Origin of the sequence: Prescottella agglutinans (assembly GCF_004011865.1) — a bacterium.
In the GTDB taxonomy this organism is placed as follows: Bacteria; Actinomycetota; Actinomycetes; order Mycobacteriales; family Mycobacteriaceae; genus Prescottella; species Prescottella agglutinans.
In genome coordinates this window covers 191,766-209,393 of sequence record NZ_RKLP01000005.1, presented here as the reverse complement: position 1 = coordinate 209,393, position 17,628 = coordinate 191,766, and the positions used below count along the sequence as shown (strand labels likewise).

The 17,628-nt window shown below is 67.8% G+C and carries 17 protein-coding genes; 10 read left to right on the top strand and 7 right to left on the bottom strand.

Annotation, left to right across the window (positions count from 1 at the left end):
- Window positions 1-4: 4 nt before the first annotated feature.
- Complete coding sequence (locus tag EGT67_RS11615; RefSeq protein ID WP_127916227.1) at window positions 5-931, bottom strand: VOC family protein; 927 nt, start codon at window positions 929-931, stop codon at window positions 5-7.
- Window positions 932-1,076: 145 nt separating this feature from the next.
- On the opposite strand from EGT67_RS11615, the gene EGT67_RS11610 reads away from it, so the two are divergent.
- The 5 genes from EGT67_RS11610 (at window position 1,077) to EGT67_RS11590 (ending at window position 5,378) form a co-directional block, all read left to right on the top strand.
- On the top strand, window positions 1,077-1,688 hold the full coding sequence (locus tag EGT67_RS11610; RefSeq protein WP_127916226.1) for a TetR/AcrR family transcriptional regulator: 612 nt from the start codon (window positions 1,077-1,079) through the stop codon (window positions 1,686-1,688).
- Window positions 1,689-1,782: 94 nt separating this feature from the next.
- On the top strand, window positions 1,783-2,997 hold the full coding sequence (locus tag EGT67_RS11605; protein ID WP_127916225.1) for an acyl-CoA dehydrogenase family protein: 1,215 nt from the start codon (window positions 1,783-1,785) through the stop codon (window positions 2,995-2,997).
- Window positions 2,994-4,025 carry a phosphotransferase family protein gene (locus EGT67_RS11600; protein WP_127916224.1) on the top strand — a complete coding sequence of 344 codons (1,032 nt, stop codon included), beginning with the start codon at window positions 2,994-2,996 and terminating at the stop codon, window positions 4,023-4,025. The genes EGT67_RS11605 and EGT67_RS11600 overlap by 4 nt, the downstream gene beginning before the upstream one ends.
- Window positions 4,022-4,759 carry an SDR family NAD(P)-dependent oxidoreductase gene (locus tag EGT67_RS11595; protein WP_127916223.1) on the top strand — a complete coding sequence of 246 codons (738 nt, stop codon included), beginning with the start codon at window positions 4,022-4,024 and terminating at the stop codon, window positions 4,757-4,759. The genes EGT67_RS11600 and EGT67_RS11595 overlap by 4 nt, the downstream gene beginning before the upstream one ends.
- A gap of 19 nt (window positions 4,760-4,778) precedes the next feature.
- Window positions 4,779-5,378, top strand: coding sequence for a histidine phosphatase family protein (locus EGT67_RS11590; RefSeq protein ID WP_127916222.1), 600 nt, complete (start codon window positions 4,779-4,781; stop codon window positions 5,376-5,378).
- Window positions 5,379-5,456: 78 nt separating this feature from the next.
- Here EGT67_RS11590 and EGT67_RS11585 read toward each other — a convergent pair whose 3' ends face one another.
- The 3 genes from EGT67_RS11585 to EGT67_RS11575 form a co-directional block, all read right to left on the bottom strand.
- Window positions 5,457-6,929 (bottom strand): peptide MFS transporter, encoded by a 1,473-nt coding sequence (locus EGT67_RS11585; RefSeq protein ID WP_127916221.1) that lies wholly within the window; start codon window positions 6,927-6,929, stop codon window positions 5,457-5,459.
- Window positions 6,930-7,006: 77 nt separating this feature from the next.
- Window positions 7,007-7,384 (bottom strand): DUF3054 domain-containing protein, encoded by a 378-nt coding sequence (locus tag EGT67_RS11580; protein WP_127916220.1) that lies wholly within the window; start codon window positions 7,382-7,384, stop codon window positions 7,007-7,009.
- A 107-nt stretch (window positions 7,385-7,491) separates the two neighbouring features.
- Entirely contained in the window at window positions 7,492-7,923 is a 432-nt protein-coding gene (locus tag EGT67_RS11575) for a DoxX family protein (protein ID WP_127916219.1), read from the bottom strand.
- 178 nt (window positions 7,924-8,101) lie between these two features.
- On the opposite strand from EGT67_RS11575, the gene EGT67_RS11570 reads away from it, so the two are divergent.
- Complete coding sequence (locus tag EGT67_RS11570) at window positions 8,102-10,267, top strand: phosphocholine-specific phospholipase C (protein WP_164877541.1); 2,166 nt, start codon at window positions 8,102-8,104, stop codon at window positions 10,265-10,267.
- A 136-nt stretch (window positions 10,268-10,403) separates the two neighbouring features.
- Window positions 10,404-11,831, top strand: a complete 1,428-nt coding sequence (gene rox, locus EGT67_RS11565; protein WP_127916218.1) for a rifampin monooxygenase — start codon at window positions 10,404-10,406, stop codon at window positions 11,829-11,831.
- A 13-nt stretch (window positions 11,832-11,844) separates the two neighbouring features.
- Here rox and EGT67_RS11560 read toward each other — a convergent pair whose 3' ends face one another.
- Both EGT67_RS11560 and EGT67_RS11555 read right to left on the bottom strand, forming a co-directional pair.
- The gene (locus EGT67_RS11560) at window positions 11,845-12,291 is read right to left on the bottom strand and encodes a hypothetical protein (RefSeq protein ID WP_127916217.1); all 447 of its coding nucleotides are present in this window, start codon (window positions 12,289-12,291) and stop codon (window positions 11,845-11,847) included.
- A gap of 282 nt (window positions 12,292-12,573) precedes the next feature.
- Window positions 12,574-13,128, bottom strand: coding sequence for a YceI family protein (locus tag EGT67_RS11555; RefSeq protein ID WP_127916216.1), 555 nt, complete (start codon window positions 13,126-13,128; stop codon window positions 12,574-12,576).
- 277 nt (window positions 13,129-13,405) lie between these two features.
- Between EGT67_RS11555 and EGT67_RS11550 the strand changes: the two genes are divergently transcribed.
- From EGT67_RS11550 to EGT67_RS11540, 3 genes are read left to right on the top strand one after another with little or no spacing between them, the layout of a single operon-like run.
- Window positions 13,406-14,533, top strand: coding sequence for a 2,3-butanediol dehydrogenase (locus EGT67_RS11550; protein ID WP_164877540.1), 1,128 nt, complete (start codon window positions 13,406-13,408; stop codon window positions 14,531-14,533).
- Between the two features lie 40 nt (window positions 14,534-14,573).
- Complete coding sequence (locus tag EGT67_RS11545) at window positions 14,574-15,107, top strand: 2,4'-dihydroxyacetophenone dioxygenase family protein (protein WP_127916214.1); 534 nt, start codon at window positions 14,574-14,576, stop codon at window positions 15,105-15,107.
- A gap of 57 nt (window positions 15,108-15,164) precedes the next feature.
- Complete coding sequence (locus EGT67_RS11540) at window positions 15,165-16,073, top strand: LysR family transcriptional regulator (RefSeq protein ID WP_127916213.1); 909 nt, start codon at window positions 15,165-15,167, stop codon at window positions 16,071-16,073.
- A gap of 743 nt (window positions 16,074-16,816) precedes the next feature.
- Here the strand turns inward: EGT67_RS11540 and EGT67_RS11535 are convergent.
- Window positions 16,817-17,113 (bottom strand): hypothetical protein, encoded by a 297-nt coding sequence (locus EGT67_RS11535; RefSeq protein ID WP_127916212.1) that lies wholly within the window; start codon window positions 17,111-17,113, stop codon window positions 16,817-16,819.
- Between the last annotated feature and the right edge of the window lie 515 nt (window positions 17,114-17,628).

Here is a 17,628-nt window from a genome sequence, read left to right as displayed (position 1 = left end):
CGTGTCAGACGACGGCGGGCACCGGGCGCGGCTCCACGGGTCGGACGATCCCGGGAACCCGTGACCGGGTGCCGGCCGGGCGGCGATGCCCCCAGTAGCTGGGCCGGTCGTAGGTGCGCGCCACCCAGCTGAGGTCGTCGACCACCAGGCCGCCGTGCCCGTACTCGATCTGCATCCCCGACGGCGTGTCGATGTAGATCGACGTCATGAGGTCGTTGGTGTGCCGGCCCAGCGTCTGCACGACCTCGGTGCCGGTCTCGTGGACGAGATCCATCGCGGTGCCGAGGTCGTCCAGGTGCTCGACCTCGAGCATCAGGTGGTTGAAGCCGACGAATCCGGGCAGTTCGCTGAGTGCGAGCGAGTGGTGGCGTCCGTTGACGTGATAGAAGCGCACGGTGTACCGGTCGGTCGAGATGCGGTCCGACAGCCGGAATCCGAGGACGTCGACGTAGAAACGATCGGCTTCCTGCAGATCCGGCACCTGGAACACGACGTGACCGAGGCCCTGATCGCCCGTGACGAATCCGCCGCGCATCGGCCGTCCGGGCGTGAAGGAGAGGGGAGTGGCGCGCTTCCCCCAGCTCAGCTCGTGCCGGATGCCCCACGGGTCCTCGAACCACACCAATTCGGCGACCTGACGCTCGGCGGCCAGGGCGTCGTCGCCCGCGTGGACGTCGACGCCGCGGTCCCGGAGACCGGCGACGAACTGCCGCAGATCCGTCTCGTTCGCCAGACCCCAACCTGCGTAGCGGAACTCGTCGTGGTCGCCGGGATGGATCGCGATCCGGTAGTCGACGTCGTCGACCGCGAGACGGACGGCGCCGTCGGGTCCGTCGTCGGCCATCCTGGCGCCCAGTTGGGCGGTGCCGTAGGCGCGCCACTCCTCGAATCTCGGTGATGCGATTCCGATGTACGACAGTTCCTGGATCATCGTCGACCTCCTCGGGTGATGCAGCGGACGGGTGTTCGCGAAGTTACACGTGTATGCCAATCGTTGGCAATACCTACGAATATTCGCGGGGGTCGGAGAGGGTGGGCTCGGCACGATCGGGCGACCGCGTGAATACGGTGTGGGTATGACATCCGACGCGGTACCTGGCTCCTGGCGGCACTACGGGGCGACGACCCTGCCCGGGCCGTTGGTCGCGGCGCTGGAGATGTTCGCCGAACGCGGGTACGAGGGGGCGTCGATCCGGGAGGTCGCGGCGCGCGCCGGATTGTCGGTGCCCGGGCTGTACCACCACTACCCGTCGAAGCAGGCGATGCTGGCGGGTCTCATGCGCGTCGTCATGTCCGACCTGCTCGACCGCACCCGGTGCGCCCTCGCCGAAGCCGGCCCCTCGCCGAGCGAGCAGTTCGACGCCGTCGTCGAATCGCTGCTGCGCTTCCACATGTTCCGGCGCGAGCAGGCGTTCGTCGCGTCGACCGAGATGCGCAGCATGGAACCGGAGGTCCGCGCGGAATACGTCGGCATGCGGGACGAGCAGCAGCGGATCCTCGACACGATCGTCGAGGCCGGGGTGCGGGACGGTTCCTTCCGCACGCCGTACCCGGGCGACGCGAGCAGGGCCGTCACGACCATGTGTGTCGCGGTGGCCGGTTGGTACCGCCCCGACGGGCCGCTGACGCCGGGCGAATTGGTGGAGCGATACCTCGAGATCGCTCGGGGAGCGGTCGGCGCTCGCTGACCCGCTCGACCGCCCGCCCTTGACCGATCGCCGGGACTGTGCGACCGTACTTGCGACCGAGCGATCGTTCGGTCGGGAGACGTGGAGGTGTGACGTGGCCGTGGATCTGTCGTACTCGCCCGAGGTGGAGAGCCTCATCGAGCGCACCCGGGAATTCGTGCGGGACGTGGTCCTGCCGATCGAGGATCAACACGCCGGCGACATCGCCGCCGCCGGTGGTGACGCGCTGCGCAAGGAACTGCAGACGGAGGCGGCGAACAGGGGACTGCTCGCGCCGCACGCGCCGGTCGAGTTCGGTGGCCTGGGTCTGAACATGAGCGATCGGTCGCCGGTGTTCGAGGCCGGAGGCTACTCGCTGTTCGGTCCCACCGCGCTGAACATCGGGGCCCCGGACGAGGGCAACGTGCACCTGCTCGCGCACGTCGCGGACCCGGCCCAGAAGGAGCAGTTCCTGGGCCCGCTCGCGCGGGGCGAGGTGCGTTCCGCGTTCGCGATGACCGAGCCCGCACCGGGTGCCGGTTCCGATCCGGCCGCGCTCACCACCCGCGCCGAGAAGGCACCCGGGGGCTGGAAGATCAACGGCCACAAGTGGTTCATCACCGGCGCCGACGGCGCGGGATTCTTCATCATCATGGCCCGCACGTCCGGTGCGCCGGGCGACCGCGGCGGAGCGACGATGTTCCTCGCGCCCGCGTCGGCGCCCGGAATCCGCGTGGGCCGACACATCGAGACCCTCGACCGGGCGATGATCGGCGGCCACTGCGAGGTGTTCTTCGAGGACCTGTTCGTGCCCGACGAGGCCGTGCTCGGCGCGGTCGACGAGGGTTTCGCGTACGCGCAGGTGCGCCTCGGTCCCGCCCGCATGACCCACGTGATGCGGTGGCTCGGCGCGGCCTGCCGCGGCCACGACGTCGCCGTCGACTACGTCGCCCGACGCGAGGGCTTCGGATCGCGGCTCGGCGACCTGGGCATGATCCAGAAGATGGTCGCCGACAACGAGATCGACATCGCGGCCACCCGGGCGCTGCTGACCCGCGCCTGCTGGGAACTCGATCAGGGTGAGAGCGGCGCCGACTCGACGTCCATCGCCAAGGCGTTCGGTTCCGAGGCGATCTTCCGGATAGTCGACCGGTCGATCCAGATGTGCGGCGGCATGGGCGTCTCCGGTGACCTGCCGCTCGCTCGACTGTCCCGCGAGGTGCGCCCCTTCCGGGTGTACGACGGGCCGTCCGAGGTGCACCGCTGGGCGCTGGCCAAGCGCGTCGTCGGCAAGGCGAAGCGCGCGGCGCGCGAGGAGGGCAAGTCGTGACGACGGCACGCCTCGACGGGCTCGATCTGGATGCGCTGCAACGCTTCTTCGACGATTCCGGGGTTCCCACCGCGGGCGCACTGCGCGCCGAACTGATCTCCGGCGGCAAGTCCAACCTCACCTTCAAGGTGTTCGACGACGCCTCGCAGTGGGTGCTGCGGCGGCCCCCGACCGCGGGACTGACGCCGTCCGCGCACGACGTCGCCCGCGAGTTCCGGGTGTGCGCCGCGCTGCAGGCATCCCCGGTCCCGGTCGCGCCCACCGTGGCGCTGTGCGACGACGAGTCCGTGATGGGCGCGCCGTTCGCCGTCACCGGATTCGTGAACGGTCGGGTGATCCGCACCGTCGACGATCTCGACACCCTCACGAGCGTCGAGATCGACTCGTGCGTGGACGAACTGGTGCGCGTTCTCGCCGCCCTGCACGCCGTCGACCACCGCGAGGTGGGGCTCGAGGCGTTCGGCCGTCCCGACGGCTACCTGTCCCGGCAGGTGGCGCTGTGGGCGCGCCAGTGGGAGCGGGTCAAGACCCGTGAACTGCGCGACCTCGAGCGCCTGCACTCCCTCCTGGAGCATGCGATCCCGGCCAGTTCGCAGGCGGCGATCGTGCACGGCGACTACCGGATCGACAACACCCTCGTCGCCGCCGACGATCCGGGACGCGTCGTCGCGGTGGTCGACTGGGAGATGTCGACGCTCGGTGACCCCCTCACCGACCTGGCGCAGATGTGCGTCTACCGGCATCCGGCACTGGACGTCATCCTCGGCGAGCCCGCGGCGTGGACCAGCCCCAGGCTGCCGTCCCCGGACGAGATCGCGCAGAAGTACGCCACCGTGACCGAGCGGAGCCTCGACCACTGGGGCTTCTACCTGGGCCTGGCCAACTTCAAGCTCGCCGTCATCGCCGAGGGCATCACGCACCGCCACCGGGAGGGCGCCACGACCGGTGACGGTTTCGCGCAGGCGTACCAGGCCGTCGAACCGCTCGTGGCCGCCGGACTCGCCGCGATGGGAGAAGGAAAGCAATGACGAACAGTGCACTGATCACCGGCGCGTCCCGCGGCATCGGCCTGGGCATCGCGCACCGTCTCGCCGCGCAGGGCTACGCCCTCACCGTCACCGCGCGGGACGCGTCCCGGCTCGACGCCGTCGCCGCGGAACTCCGCGGCGCCGGCGCCCCGGACGTGGTCGCGGTGGCCGCCGACATGGCCGCCCCCGACACCGCCGAGACCATCGCCGCCGCGCACGCGGACCGGTTCGGGTCGATGCGCGCCCTCGTCCTCAACGCGGGGGTCGGCTCGGCGGGCGCCGTGGGGGAGTACCCCATGCGGCGGTTCGACAAGACCGTGGCGGTGAACCTCACCGCCCCCTTCGCGCTGCTGCAGGCCTCGCTGCCGCTGCTGCGCAATGGTGCCGCCGACAACCCCGAGAACGGGGCGAAAGTGGTTGCGGTGTCGTCGATCACCGGCGTGTACGCGGAGGCGAACCTCGCCGTGTACGGGGCGACGAAGGCCGCGCTGATCTCCCTCGTGGAGACCTTCAACGCCGAGCAGTCCGGCAACGGGATCGCCGCGACGGCGATCGCACCGGCCTACGTCGACACCGACATGTCCGACTGGACCAAGGAGTCCATCCCCGCCGAGTCGATGCTCACCGTCAACGACGTCGTCGAACTCGTCGACGCCGTGATGCGACTGTCGAACCGGGCAGTGCTGTCCAAGCTGGTGCTCAGCCGTGCCGGCGCGTCGGGGTACGTGGCGTGATCGCGCGGGGCGGTCGATCGTGCAGTTGATCCTGGTCCGGCACGCGCTGCCGGAGCACGTCGCCGTCGCCGAGGGGCGCGCCGATCCGCGCCTGACCGAACTCGGCCGCCGGCAGGCGCAGCGCCTCCCGTACGCGCTCACCGGCATCGAGGTCGCGCGTGTCGTGTCCAGTCCGCAGCGCCGCGCGATCGAGACCGCCGGGCCGCTCGTCGAATCGGCGGCGCTCCGGCACGACATAGACGAGCGGTTCGCCGAGTACGACTACGAGCAGAGCTACTACATCCCGATCCACGAGGCCCGTGAGCGGATGCCGGAGGCCTTCGAACGCATCCGTGCCGGGTTGCTGCCGGATTTCGTCGACGAGGACGCGTTCCGCGGGCGGGTACTCGACGCGACGAAGGCGGTCGTCGCGCAGTCGAGTCACGAGGACACCGTGGTGATCGTCGCGCACGGCGGGGTGATCAACGTCCTCCTGCAGGAGATCCTCGGCCTGCCGCGACCGTTGACCTTCCCGCTCGACTACGTATCCGTGAGCCGGGTGCTGGTCTCCCGCAACGGCGGGTGGCGCGTCGCGTCGGTGAACGAGACGTCGCACGTGCGGGATCTGCTCGTCCGCTGACCCGCGTTTTGCGCACTTATCGCTGAGATCGGGTGCGATTCGGCGCGACAAGTGCGCAAAACGCGGGAGGGCGGTGGGTCAGTGCACGCCGCGCATGAGGCGTCGGATCCACGGTGACAGCACGGCGATCACGACACCGATGCCGATCGAGGCCAGGCCGACGGTCGCGAAGTACGGCACCTCGTTGTCCGGGTTGTAGTAGCCCGACAGCGTGCCCGCGAGGCTCGACCCGAGAGCGATCGAGAGGAAGAACAGCGCGACCATCTGGGTGTGGAAGGCCGCGGGCGCCAGCTTGGTCGACAGCGACAGGCCCACCGGCGACAGCAGTAGTTCGGCGACCGTGAACAGCAGCAGGATGCCGGCGAGTCCGAGCAGCGGGGCGCTGTTGGCGCCGCCGCCGGACATCGGTATGAAGCACAGGAACGCGAGGCCCATGATGCCCGTGCCGAGCGCGAACTTGATCGGCGACGACGGCTGCCGCGAGCCGAGTTTGGTCCAGATCGCCGCGAAGATGCCGGCGAAGATGATGATGAACACCGGGTTGATCGACTGCACCCACGTCGGCGGGAAATCCCACCCGAACAGGTTGCGGTCCAGGCGCTCGTCCGCGTAGATCGCGACGGTGGTGAACTGCTGCTGGAACAGTGACCAGAAGGCCGCGCTCGCGATGAACATCGGGATGAACGCGAACACCCGGCTGCGCTCCTGCGCGGTGATCTTGCGGCTGGTGAGGATGACCGCGAAGTACGTGATCGCGGCGATGACCGTGACCGCTACGACGATGGTCGACAGATGGTCGGCAGTGATCACCCCGGTCAGTGTCAGCGCGACGACCACGACGACGGCGACCACAGCCAACACCATCACGCGCGGTCGGTCGGCGACCGGCAGCGGGTTGGGCACCCGCGAGCCGATCCCGTTCAGGCGGCGTCGGCCCAGCGTGTACTGGATCAGCCCCAGCGCCATGCCGACGGCGGCCAGGGCGAAGCCGACGTGGAAGCCCCAGTTCTTCTGCGCCCACCCGGTCAGCAACGGGCCGATCAGGCCGCCCAGGTTGATGCCCATGTAGAAGATCGAGAAGCCCGCGTCGCGTCGCTCGTCGTCAGGTGCGTAGAGGTCACCGACCAGCGAGGTGGCGTTCGCCTTCAACCCGCCGCTGCCGAACGCGATCAGGACCAACCCGGCGCCGACCCCGGCGAGACCGGGAAGCAGTGCGAGGCTGATGTGGCCCAGCATGATCAGGCACGCGCTGTAGAACAGGGTGCGTTCGGAACCGAGCAGCCGGTCCGCGACCCACGCGCCGACGATGGTCGACAGGTAGACGGTGCCGCCGTAGGCGCCGACGATGCTGGTGGCGGCCGCCACGTCCAGGCCGAGTCCGCCCTGCTCGACGGTGTAGTACAGGTAGTACAGCAGGATGCCCTGCATGCCGTAGAACGAGAACCGTTCCCACATCTCCACCCCGAACAGGTTCGCCAGCGCGAACGGCTGGCCGAAGAAGCCGCGGTCGGAAGAGGGGGTAGAGGGCAGTTGTTCGACTCGCGAACTCATGGGTACTCCGGGGACTGTCGTGTCGAGCAGGCAGCGGGCAGCGGCCCGCCGCAGGTGTAGCGATAGGGGTGCGAGCGTCAGGCGAGGGGCCGACGCGACCGCAGGGTCTGATACAACGCCCGCCATCCGATGAGGAACAGGGCGAGGAACGACGCCGCGACCAGGATAAAGGAGAACGCGGTGCCCTGGCCGACGAGCACCCGGATCAGCATTCCGATCACGAGGCTCGAGACCCACACGACGACACCGGTCGGGACCACCAGCCGGGGATCGAACTTGTCGCGGTAGAGCCCTACCGTGATGAGCCAGCCCGCCGCGAGGCCGGTCAGGAACGGCCATGCCGTGGTCAGCAGACCGCTGATGCTCGCGGCCTCCTCGTGGCTGCTCCGGCCCGCCGCGGCGAAAGCAAGGATCAGCAGGATGTCGACTACGGCGGCGGGAAGGTACTTCTTCACGACGACCACCCTATGCCGCTCCCCGCCGCGGGCGGCCGGGCCCGGCTCGCGGCACCCCGATGCCCCCGCCGATCCGCGCACGGGGCGGGGGCGTTCGACGCGCCGGATCAGTCGCGGACGAGCGGCATGATCGCGCGGACACGGGCGTCGCGCAGGTACAGCCCGCCCCACACGAAGATTCCGACGTAGACCGGAGACAGGATCGTCGACAGCAGCGGTTGCTCGGTGAGGATGTTGCAGGCGACCGCCCCGCCGAGATACCCGGTGAGCAGCACGGCACCGAGAATCGACGTGACCGGCACCAGGTACAGCGCCAGGCACGCGAGCATCACCACACCCATGATGTAGGGCGCGTAGTCGGGGAAGCCGTACTCGGCCATCGAATCGCGGACCGGTTGGATGTTCGCGAGGTGGATGCCCGCGTCGAACAGCAGGAAGGCCACCACCAGGCCGGTGACGACGCGCCCGACGAGGCGGGCTCGCGGCGACACGGTGGCGGCGGCCGAGGCGGTGCGGGTGTGGGGGGCTGCGGTGGTCATGGTGTGCTCCGTTCCTCGGGCCGCTCCGCGCCCGGTGCGCGGAGCCTCTTGCCGTACAGACCGGGCCCACGCTCGAAACTCATCGCGCGCCGTCGATGCGGCGAATCCGCCCCGGGGCGGGTCGCGCCTTCGATACTCTCCGCGCATTCGCATCCGATTCACCTGTGGGGAGGCCTGGGTGACCTACGAGATGTCCCGCCGCCGGTTCATCGCCCTCGGTGCGGGCGCGGCGGGAGCAGCCGCCGTCGGATCGCTGCTGCCGCCGTCGCTGCAGGCCGCGCTGGCCGCGCCGGTGCCGCCCGGCGGTCTGGACTCGATCGAACACGTCGTGCTGCTCATGCAGGAGAACCGCGCCTTCGACCACTACTTCGGGACGCTCCGCGGCGTGCGGGGATTCGGTGACCCCAACGCGCTGACGTTGCGCACCGGCCGGACCGTCTACGAGCAGCCCGACCGGGAATCGGTCGTCGTGCCGTACCCGATCCGGGACGCGGCGAACGCGCAGCGGATGGACCGGCAGAATGTCGACTCACTCGATCACGAGTGGGTCGGCGGGCAGGCCGCGGTCGCCGGCGGTTGGCACGACGGCTGGATCCCGGCCAAGACGGCCGCGACGATGGCGCACTACGACCGCCGCGACATCCCGTTCCAGTTCGAACTCGCCGAGTCGTTCACGGTGTGCGACGCCTACCACTGCTCGGTGCCCACCTCGACCTCCCCGAACCGCAACTACTGGTTCACCGGCTACACCGGGTTCGAGCCGGACGGCTCGCGGGTGGTCACCAACGATTCGTACATGCCGTGGCATCCCGGCTACACGTGGCCCACCGTCGCCGAACGGCTCGAGGCGGCCGGTGTGAGCTGGCGGGTCTACCAGGAGTGGGACAACTTCACCGACAACAACCTCGAATACTTCGTCCGGTTCAAGCAGGTGGTGCACGCGCTGCTCGGGCATCCGGTGCTGGTGCCGTACCAGTTCACGACGCTGGCGGCGTTCTACGCCGCGCTGCCGATGCTGCCACCGGACATCCAGAACGCGCTGCTGCGCGCGCTCGAGGAGGGCGTCCAGCGGCTCGACGGGCCCGACCGGCGACTCTACGACCGTGCGCTGCGGCGCGAGCGGCCGGCCGCGCTCGCCGACGCGTTCCGCGCCGACATCCGAGAGGGAACGCTGCCGCAGGTCTCGTACGTCGTCCCGTCCTCGTCGGAGTCCGAGCACCCGATGGAGTCGTCGCCGGCCGCGAGCGCGACACTGGTCTACGAGATCCTCGACGCCGTCGCATCGGATCCCGAAACATGGTCGAAGACAGCAATTTTCCTCAACTTCGACGAGAACGACGGCTACTACGACCACGTCCCGCCGCCGCTGCCGCCGCGGGACGTCGTCGACGAGTACGTCGGCGACAAACCGCTCGGACTGGGGCCGCGGGTCCCCATGACGGTGGTCTCGCCGTGGACCGTCGGCGGATACGTGTGCTCGCAGGTGTTCGACCACACCTCGGTGACTCGGTTCCTCGAGAAGCGGTTCGGGTTCACCCAGCCGGAGATCAGCGGGTGGCGGCGCACCGTCGCGGGCGATCTGACGTCGGCGTTCGACTTCGACACCCCGCGGGCCCGCCCGCCGCTCACCGCACCGCCGCCGGCGCCGCCGCTCACCCCGCGCTGGAAGCCCGCGCCACCGGACCTGCAGCGGATGCCGATGCAGGAGAGCGGAACCCGGCCCGCACGAGCGCTGCCCTATCAGCCGGACGCGGACGTCGTATTCGATGCCGCGGCACGGGAACTGTCGGTACGCCTTCGTAATTCGGGGACCGAGAGTGCGCACCTGGCGCTGTACCCGTACGCGGGGGAGTTCGAAGTGCCCTGGCACTACGACGTGCTCGGCGACCGGGCCGACACGGTCCCGGTCCCGGGGGAGCGCTACGACCTGACGATGCTCGGCCCCAACGGTTTCCGGCGCGAATTCGCGGGATCGACGACCGGTCCCGGGGCGTCCGTGCAGGTGGGCACCACGATCGACGCGGCGGGCCGGACGGTGCGGGTGACCGCGGTGAACCGCGGGGCGGGCGCCGTCACGGCCGAGTTGGCCGGCGACTCGGCGTCGCTCGCGCCGGGCACCGAGCGGTCGTGGACCGTCTCGTCGCAGCAGGGTTGGTACGACGCGTCGCTCACCCTCGGCGAGGATCCGTCGTTCCGCCGCCGGTGGATGGGGCACATCGAGAACGGATCCGAGAGCGTGAGTCAGCCGTCCGTGGAGGTGGCCGCCACCGGGGACCTGACCCTGCTGCCGCAGCCGCCCGCGACCGGTTCGGCGGCGCTGCCCACGTCGAGCCTTGGTTCGTAGCTCACGGGGGAAGTGGAATGGGGGATCGAAAACGGATCCCCTCCACTTTCAACATATAGCGCAGTGGGGGCCTTGCGGCAAGGCCCGGGTGGTGACGCACAATCGTCCGCCGGAACGAAAACCGCGGAGGGAAAACATGTTCGACGTGATCATCGCCGGGGCCGGGCCGGCCGGTCTGATGCTCGCCGCAGAGCTACGACTGCACGGCGTGCGCACACTCGTGGTGGAGAAGCAGGCGGAACCGCCCGCGTTCGTCCGTGCGCTCGGCCTGCACGTACGCAGCATCGAGATCATGGACCAGCGCGGTCTGCTCGAGCGGTTCCTCGCGCACGGCAAGCAGTTCACGGTCGGTGGGTTCTTCGCGGGACTGAGCAGCAGGTGGCCCGACGACCTGGACACCGCCCACTCCTACGTCCTCGGCATTCCGCAGCCCGTCACCGACCGCATCCTGGCCGAGCGGGCGCTGGAACTCGGCGCCGAGATCCGGCGCGGCAGCGAACTGGTCGGGCTCGGGCAGGACGACGACGGGGTGACCGTCGAACTGGCCGACGGGACACACCTGCGCTCGCGCTACCTCGTCGGCTGCGACGGAGGCCGCAGCACGGTGCGCAATCTGCTCGGCGTCGGCTTCCCCGGAGAGCCCAGCCGGGTCGAGACACTGTTGGGGGAGATGGCGGTGTCCGTGCCGCCCGAGACGCTGACCGCCGTCACGACCGAAGTTCGCAAGACCCACAAGCGATTCGGCTTCATGCCGTTCGAGGACGGGATGTACCGGGTCATCGTGCCCGCCGCCGGCGTGGCCGAGGATCGCGATGCGCCGCCGACGCTCGACGACTTCGAGGCGCAGCTGCGTGCCGTCGCCGGCAGCGACTTCGGCGTGCACTCACCGCGCTGGCTGTCCCGCTTCGGCGACGCCACCCGGCTGGCCGACCGCTACCGCAGCGGCCGGGTGCTGCTCGCCGGCGACGCCGCCCACATCCACCCGCCGACCGGCGGGCAGGGCCTGAACCTCGGCATCCAGGACGCATTCAACCTCGGTTGGAAGCTGGCCGCCGAGGTGGGCGGCTGGGCACCGGAGGGACTGCTGGACAGCTACCACGACGAGCGGCATCCGGTGGCCGCCGCGGTGCTCGACAACACCCGGGCGCAGATGGAACTGCTGTCCCTCGAGCCCGGCGCCCAGGCGGTTCGGCGGCTGGTCGAGGAGCTGATCGAGTTCGACGACGTGAACCGGTACCTGATCGAGAAGATCACCGCGATCGGCGTCCGCTACGACCTCGGTGACGGACACGAATTGGTGGGCCGCAGAATGCGGGACGTGCCGCTGGGGCAGGGCCGGCTCTACGAGCTGATGCACGCAGGCCGCGGCCTGCTGCTCGACCGCACGGGTCGACTCTCGGTGGCGGGCTGGGCCTCTCGGGTCGACCACGTCGTCGACGTCGACGCGGAACTGGACGTGCCGGCCGCCCTGTTGCGCCCGGACGGACACGTGGCGTGGGTCGGTGACGATCAGCAGGACCTCGCCGACCACCTGCTGCGCTGGTTCGGGATACCGGGCGAGTGATTTCCGGTGACCCCTATGTTGTTGCGACGAAGCGCATGTCCATCCATCGGATCCAACTGCCGGAGCTACCCTGTCGTTCCCAAAGCGCCGTCATGGACGATCTATCCGTGGACGGCCAGAGGGTGCTGCGCATCCCGTCCCCCAGGAACGTCCATGAGCCGTCCGCGTTGAGGTGTGCGGTCATCGTTCCGTACGCGCCGGAGCCGTCGAACGCCCGCATGGCGTACGTGCCGGTCTCGGCGTCGTGCTCGCCGATGAGTTCCAGCGCGTGCACGTGGTCGTCGCCCATCATCACGTCCACACGATGGACGATCCATTTCCCGCCGGGCATCCACTCGTACTCGTCGGTGCCGTCGATCGTCGCGACAGCCTTCCCGTCCTCGTCGAGCACGGTGCCCGATGTCATCCATCGTCCGATGATGGTCTCGAACGGTCGCATGGTCTCGGTTGTGACAGCCATGTCGGTCCTCTCGTGGTCGAGTGACGTCGCGCCCTGGTGCGCACGGCGATCGGCGGTTCCTCCGGGTAGACCGGCCGCCGGTCGAAAAGTCATCGGTCCGGACGCTTCCTCATGATGACACCGACCATGTCCCGACGAACCGCACCGTGACCGGGTGCGCAGGTGCCGGGCTGCGCGCGGCGAACTGCCTGAGCCGATTCGTCCGACCAGACGAGGGGATATCGAAAACGCACCCGCTGCGACCGGGGGAGGTGGCCGCAGCGGGTGCGTTGTAGGGGGAGATCAGGCCTGGAGGCCGGCCTCGATCTCGAGGTTGATGGTGATCTTGTCGCCGACGACGGCGCCGCCACCCTCGAGCGGCATCTCGATGCTGATGCCGAAGTCCTTGCGGTTGATGGTGGTGGTGGCCTCGAAACCGGCGACCGGACCGTTGCCCATGCCCGGGTTGACGCCCAGGAACTCGAGCGCCAACTCGACCGGCTTGGTCACGCCGTGGAGCGTGAACTCGCCCTCGACGACGAAGTTCGAACCGGCCGGACGAACGGCGGTGGAGACGAACTTCGCGGTCGGGAACTGCTCGACGTCGAAGAAGTCGGCCGACTTGATGTGGCCGTCGCGCTGCTCGTTGTTGGTGTCGATCGACGCGACCTGGATCTCGGCCTGCACGGACGGGGTGCCGTCCTCGGCGACCGTGATGGCACCGGTGAAGTCGTTGAACGTGCCGCGGACCTTGCTCACCACGAGGTGCCGGACCACGAATCCGACGGTCGAGTGGGTGGGGTCGATGGCCCAGGTGCCGGCGGTCAGGTTCGGAAGGGTGGTGGCGGCGGTGGTCATGTGCACTCCCAGAGGAAAGTAGTTGAAACTTCAAAGACTGTGGTTACAACGGTGGCACCGCCGCCGCCATTCCGCAACCGGAGGTGACCTCGATCACACCTCGCGATTCGCGCACTTGCCGGTTCCGGGGACGGGTGCACGAAGCGTCGAGTGCGCTAATCGCGGGGGAGGGCGGTGGACGCGGCCGATCGACCGACAGGCCGAAGAAGCGCGCGCTCGTCCCGATCGGTAAGCGCGGCTTATCGATTCGCGAAAGAAAGTACCTGGACTTCCCCGCGTGTTCGGTGCGACTGTTGTCTGCGTCACGTCGGAAAGATTCCGATTCTCGAGCGCAGGAGTTCCAAGAATGAAAGCAGCCCGCTATCACGGAGTCGGGGATATCCGTTTCGAGGACATTCCTGAGCCTATTGCAGGTCCTGGTCAGGTGAAAGTTCGGGTTCATTTCAATGGATTGTGCGGCAGCGATCTGCACGAGTATTTCCATGCGCCGATGATGGCGCCGATAACCCCGCATCCTCTCACCGGAGTGAGTGTCCCGGTCGTCCTCGGTCACGAGTTCTCCGGCGAGATCGTGGCGCTAGGGGCAGGTGTCGACGAGCTGTCGGTCGGCGACGCCGTCGCGGTGGAACCGACCGTCAACTGTCGACGATGCCCGGCGTGTCTGGACGGCTCGTACAACCTCTGCAGCAGCATCGCCGCAGTCGGCTACAGCTGGGCGGGCGGGGGTGGGCTCGGTCAGTATGCAGTCGTCGATGCCGATCACGTCTATCGGCTGCCCGACGGGATGAGCACCCGCGAGGGAGCGTTGATCGAACCCCTGGCCGTGGCCCTGCACGCCGTGCGCCGAGGCGATGTCGCTCCGGACAGCAGCGTCGCCGTCCACGGGGCCGGTCCCATCGGGATCGGGGTGTTTCTGGCGTTGAGGGCCATAGGCATCGAGGACATCACCGTGATCGAGCCGTCGGCGGCCCGGCGCGCGGCGATTGAAGCGGTGGGAGCCACGAAGGTCATCGATCCCAACGAGACGGATGTCGTCGCGGAACTGCGCGCGCACACCGATGGAGCCGGTGTCGCGAGATCGTTCGAGACGGCCGGCGTGCCGGCCACTTTCCTGAATGCAGTCCGCTCGACCGCTCGACACGGCCGAGTCGTGGTCGTCGCGGTGCATCAGAAACCGGTCGAGTTCAACCCCACCGAGATCCTGTTCAACGAGTGCGAGATCGTCGGCTCCATCGCGTACTGCCGCGACTACCCGGAGACCATCGAGTTCATGGCTCGTGGGGCGTACCCGCTGGACAGTTGGGTGCAGACGATCGCATTCGAGGACCTCATCACCGACGGGTTCGGCCCACTCCGGGACCAGACAGCCATCAAGATCCTGGTCGACATGACGGCCGTCGGCTGACGAACCGAAGCCCCCTCCCACGGAACAGAAAGAGAAACCCATGACCGCTGCCTCGAACCTCGGACCGACATTCTGGATGACCGACCCCGGCGTCACGCCGAAGGGCGCGCGAAAGGAATTCGTCGACCCCGGCGAAATTCCATGGACCGACTGGCTGATGCCCGGAACGCAATTCAAGCTGCTGTACTGCAATCTCGTGACCGGCGCGTTCACCCTCATCCTGAAAGTGGATCCCGGCACCGTCGCCACCCCGCATTGGCATATGGGAAATGTGCAGGCATACCTCCTGGAAGGCGGGTTCTATTACGAGGAGGACGATCCCGGCATGGCCGGCATGTACACCTGCGAGGTCGCCGGGGCAGTACACACGCCGATTGCCCCGGATGGCTGCGTCATGATCGCCATGGTCGAGGGCCCGATCGCCGGCTACCTGCCGGACGGAGGCCTCGCGGTCGTCGCCGACGCCCGGCTGCACTACTACATGGCGCGTGACAACGACGCCGTCGAGAAACTCCAGCTGGTCGACTACGCCACCGATCCGTCGCAGGACATGCACGCGAAGGCGATCGGGTAGCCGCCGAATCGGTTAGCCTGACACCGATTCTCCAACCGATGGCGTGTGAGGTGCAGCATGTATGTCTCGCCGCAGGCGCTTCGGTGTTTTCTGGCCGTGGCGGACGAGCTGCACTTCGGCCGCGCCGCCGCACTGCTCCACATGACCGGGCCGGCGCTGAGTCAGCAGGTGTCCCGGTTGGAGAAGGACCTGCGTTTCCTTCTCTTCGAACGCAATTCGCGACACGTAGAGCTGACCGAAGCCGGACGCGCGCTGATCCCGCAAGCCCGCGCAGTCGTGGCCGCCAACGAGACTCTTCTGCGGTGGCGTGAATCGGTCCGTCTGGGCCGTCGCAGCATCGACATCGGGTTCATGGCAACCGGTGCCGGTCTGCTCACGACTGCCGTGCTGGATCGACTCCGCTCCGCCGATCCCGATCTGCACGTGAAGTTGCACCACCTCGAGTGGAGCGAGCAACTGGCTCCGCTGCTGGCCGGCGACATCGATGCAGTCTTCGTCCGGGAGCCCTTTCCAGCCGAGGGAGTTCGGCGCCAGCGAATTCTGTCCGAGCGACGGGTGGCCGTGCTTGCCCACGACCACCCGTTGGCCGACCGGGCGTCGATCCGGTTCGCCGAGATCGCCGCGGAGCCGTTCATCAGCAGCAGCGGCGGGCCGCAGGAATGGACCGATTTCTGGATGGTGAACCCGCGCCCGGACGGCACCCGAGCCGAACCGAGTCTTGCAGTCTCGACCGTGGAGGAACTGCTCGAAGCGGTCGCCGCCGGCGCGGGGGTCACCACCACGCCTGAGTCGCTGCCCACCTACTATCGCCATCCGCTGGTCTGCTTCGTGCCCATCGACGACATCAGCCCGAGCGTGCTCACCCTGTGCACTCTGGAGGGCAATCGAAGGCCGGAGCTGGCAACGCTCCAGGATGCGATAGGTCAGGCCTGTCGCCATGTAGCGATGGAGCCACCGGCAGAGTGAAGATTGGGGCTCGTCACAGGAGCGCGACCACCTGGTGTCGGCCGGAATGCCGGCAGCGCAAGAGCCCCCACCTGTCCGGTGGGGGCTCTGTGCATTAGGCGTGCCTCGAGGGTTGTCAGCCGAGGCTCTGCCAGCCGCCACCCTGGCTCGACGCCGTGTAGAGGCCGACCAACGTGAGGTTGCCAAAGATATAGACGAGGTCGAGGGATCCGTCGAAGAACTTTCCGAGCATGATGTCTCCTTACGAGAGTGCTTTGAGGAAGTCGGTGCCGAGCCGGCCTGAACCGGTGTAATCACCACCCATCCACGAGCCCATCCCCACCCGGAGTAGATCTGTCAAGAGCTGCCGGAAATCCACGTTGATACTTCCTTTCTGCTGGTTGCTATCCGAGTCAGGCCGGTGTGCCCAGGGACAGCGTCATGGGTTGCTGCACCAGGACCAGGAACAGGATCGGGAGCATCTGCTCGACGGTCTGGCCGAGAGAGCTGGTTGCGTTCTGAATCGAGAGCATCGTTCCTCCGTAGGATTTCGTGCTGCTAGGAGTAGCCGTTGCCGGACATGGTGTTCAGGCCTGTGAGAGATCCGCCGAGGACCGGCGCCATCCCCATCACGAATGTGCGCAGGGCTGCGAGGAGATCGTAGGACATGTATTTCCTTTCCAGAGGTATGTCGCTGCATGAGTCACCATTCATTGCCCCCCGGCAAAGGGATGCCGAGGGGCAATGAACAGCGTGCAAACGGATCAGAGAGTGCCGTTGAATCCGTAGGCAGAATTGGTGTACACCGAATCCTGATGGGTAAAGAAGTCGAGAGTGCCGATACCCGACGTCCCCCACGTTCCGAAGTTGACCGCTCCGGAGTTGCCGACCAACGTGACCTTGGCGCCGCCGAGAACGGCGGTCTTCATGGCTGCGTTGCCCTGCAGGCAGTACCCGCCGTCAGCGGCCGTGGTGGCGGTGTAGGTCCCGCCGGTGCTCAGAGTGCCGGTGACGGAAACGCCACCAACCCCGGCACCACCACTGAGGACGTTTCCACACATTTGGTAGTCCGCGGTTGGCCGCTGCGGATTACCTTGCCTGGGCGACGCCCGCGCCGAGGGCGGTCATCGCTGCGGCGCCGGCGAGGACGCCGGCGAGTGCTGCCTTGTTCCGAATGCTCATACAGATTCACCTCTGGATTCCATATGGCGGCCTGTTCTAGGGGGTGGTCGTTGCAAGGTTAGGCCGTCGGATCCCTTGCAACGCACGACACGCTATTACGTGCCGATCAAGAGTGTTAACGATTCCGCAAATCTACTGGGCAGTAATGTGATTCTTCGCCACATGGTCGAAATATCGATACCAGTGGCCACGTTAGCAAATTGGTTGACTGGTGTTAATTTTGAACCTTAGTACAATTGGGATTGTAGTAATTATTGAATCTATTGGGCGTTTGTTAAATGCTCGGGAAGATGTGCAGGGGAACGGACTTCTTGGCGGGCTCTGCCTTCGAGGGAGGCCAGGGGGATCGGGGTGGATCAAGGGCGGAGCGCGTCGGGGGGTGTTGGTGTAGCTA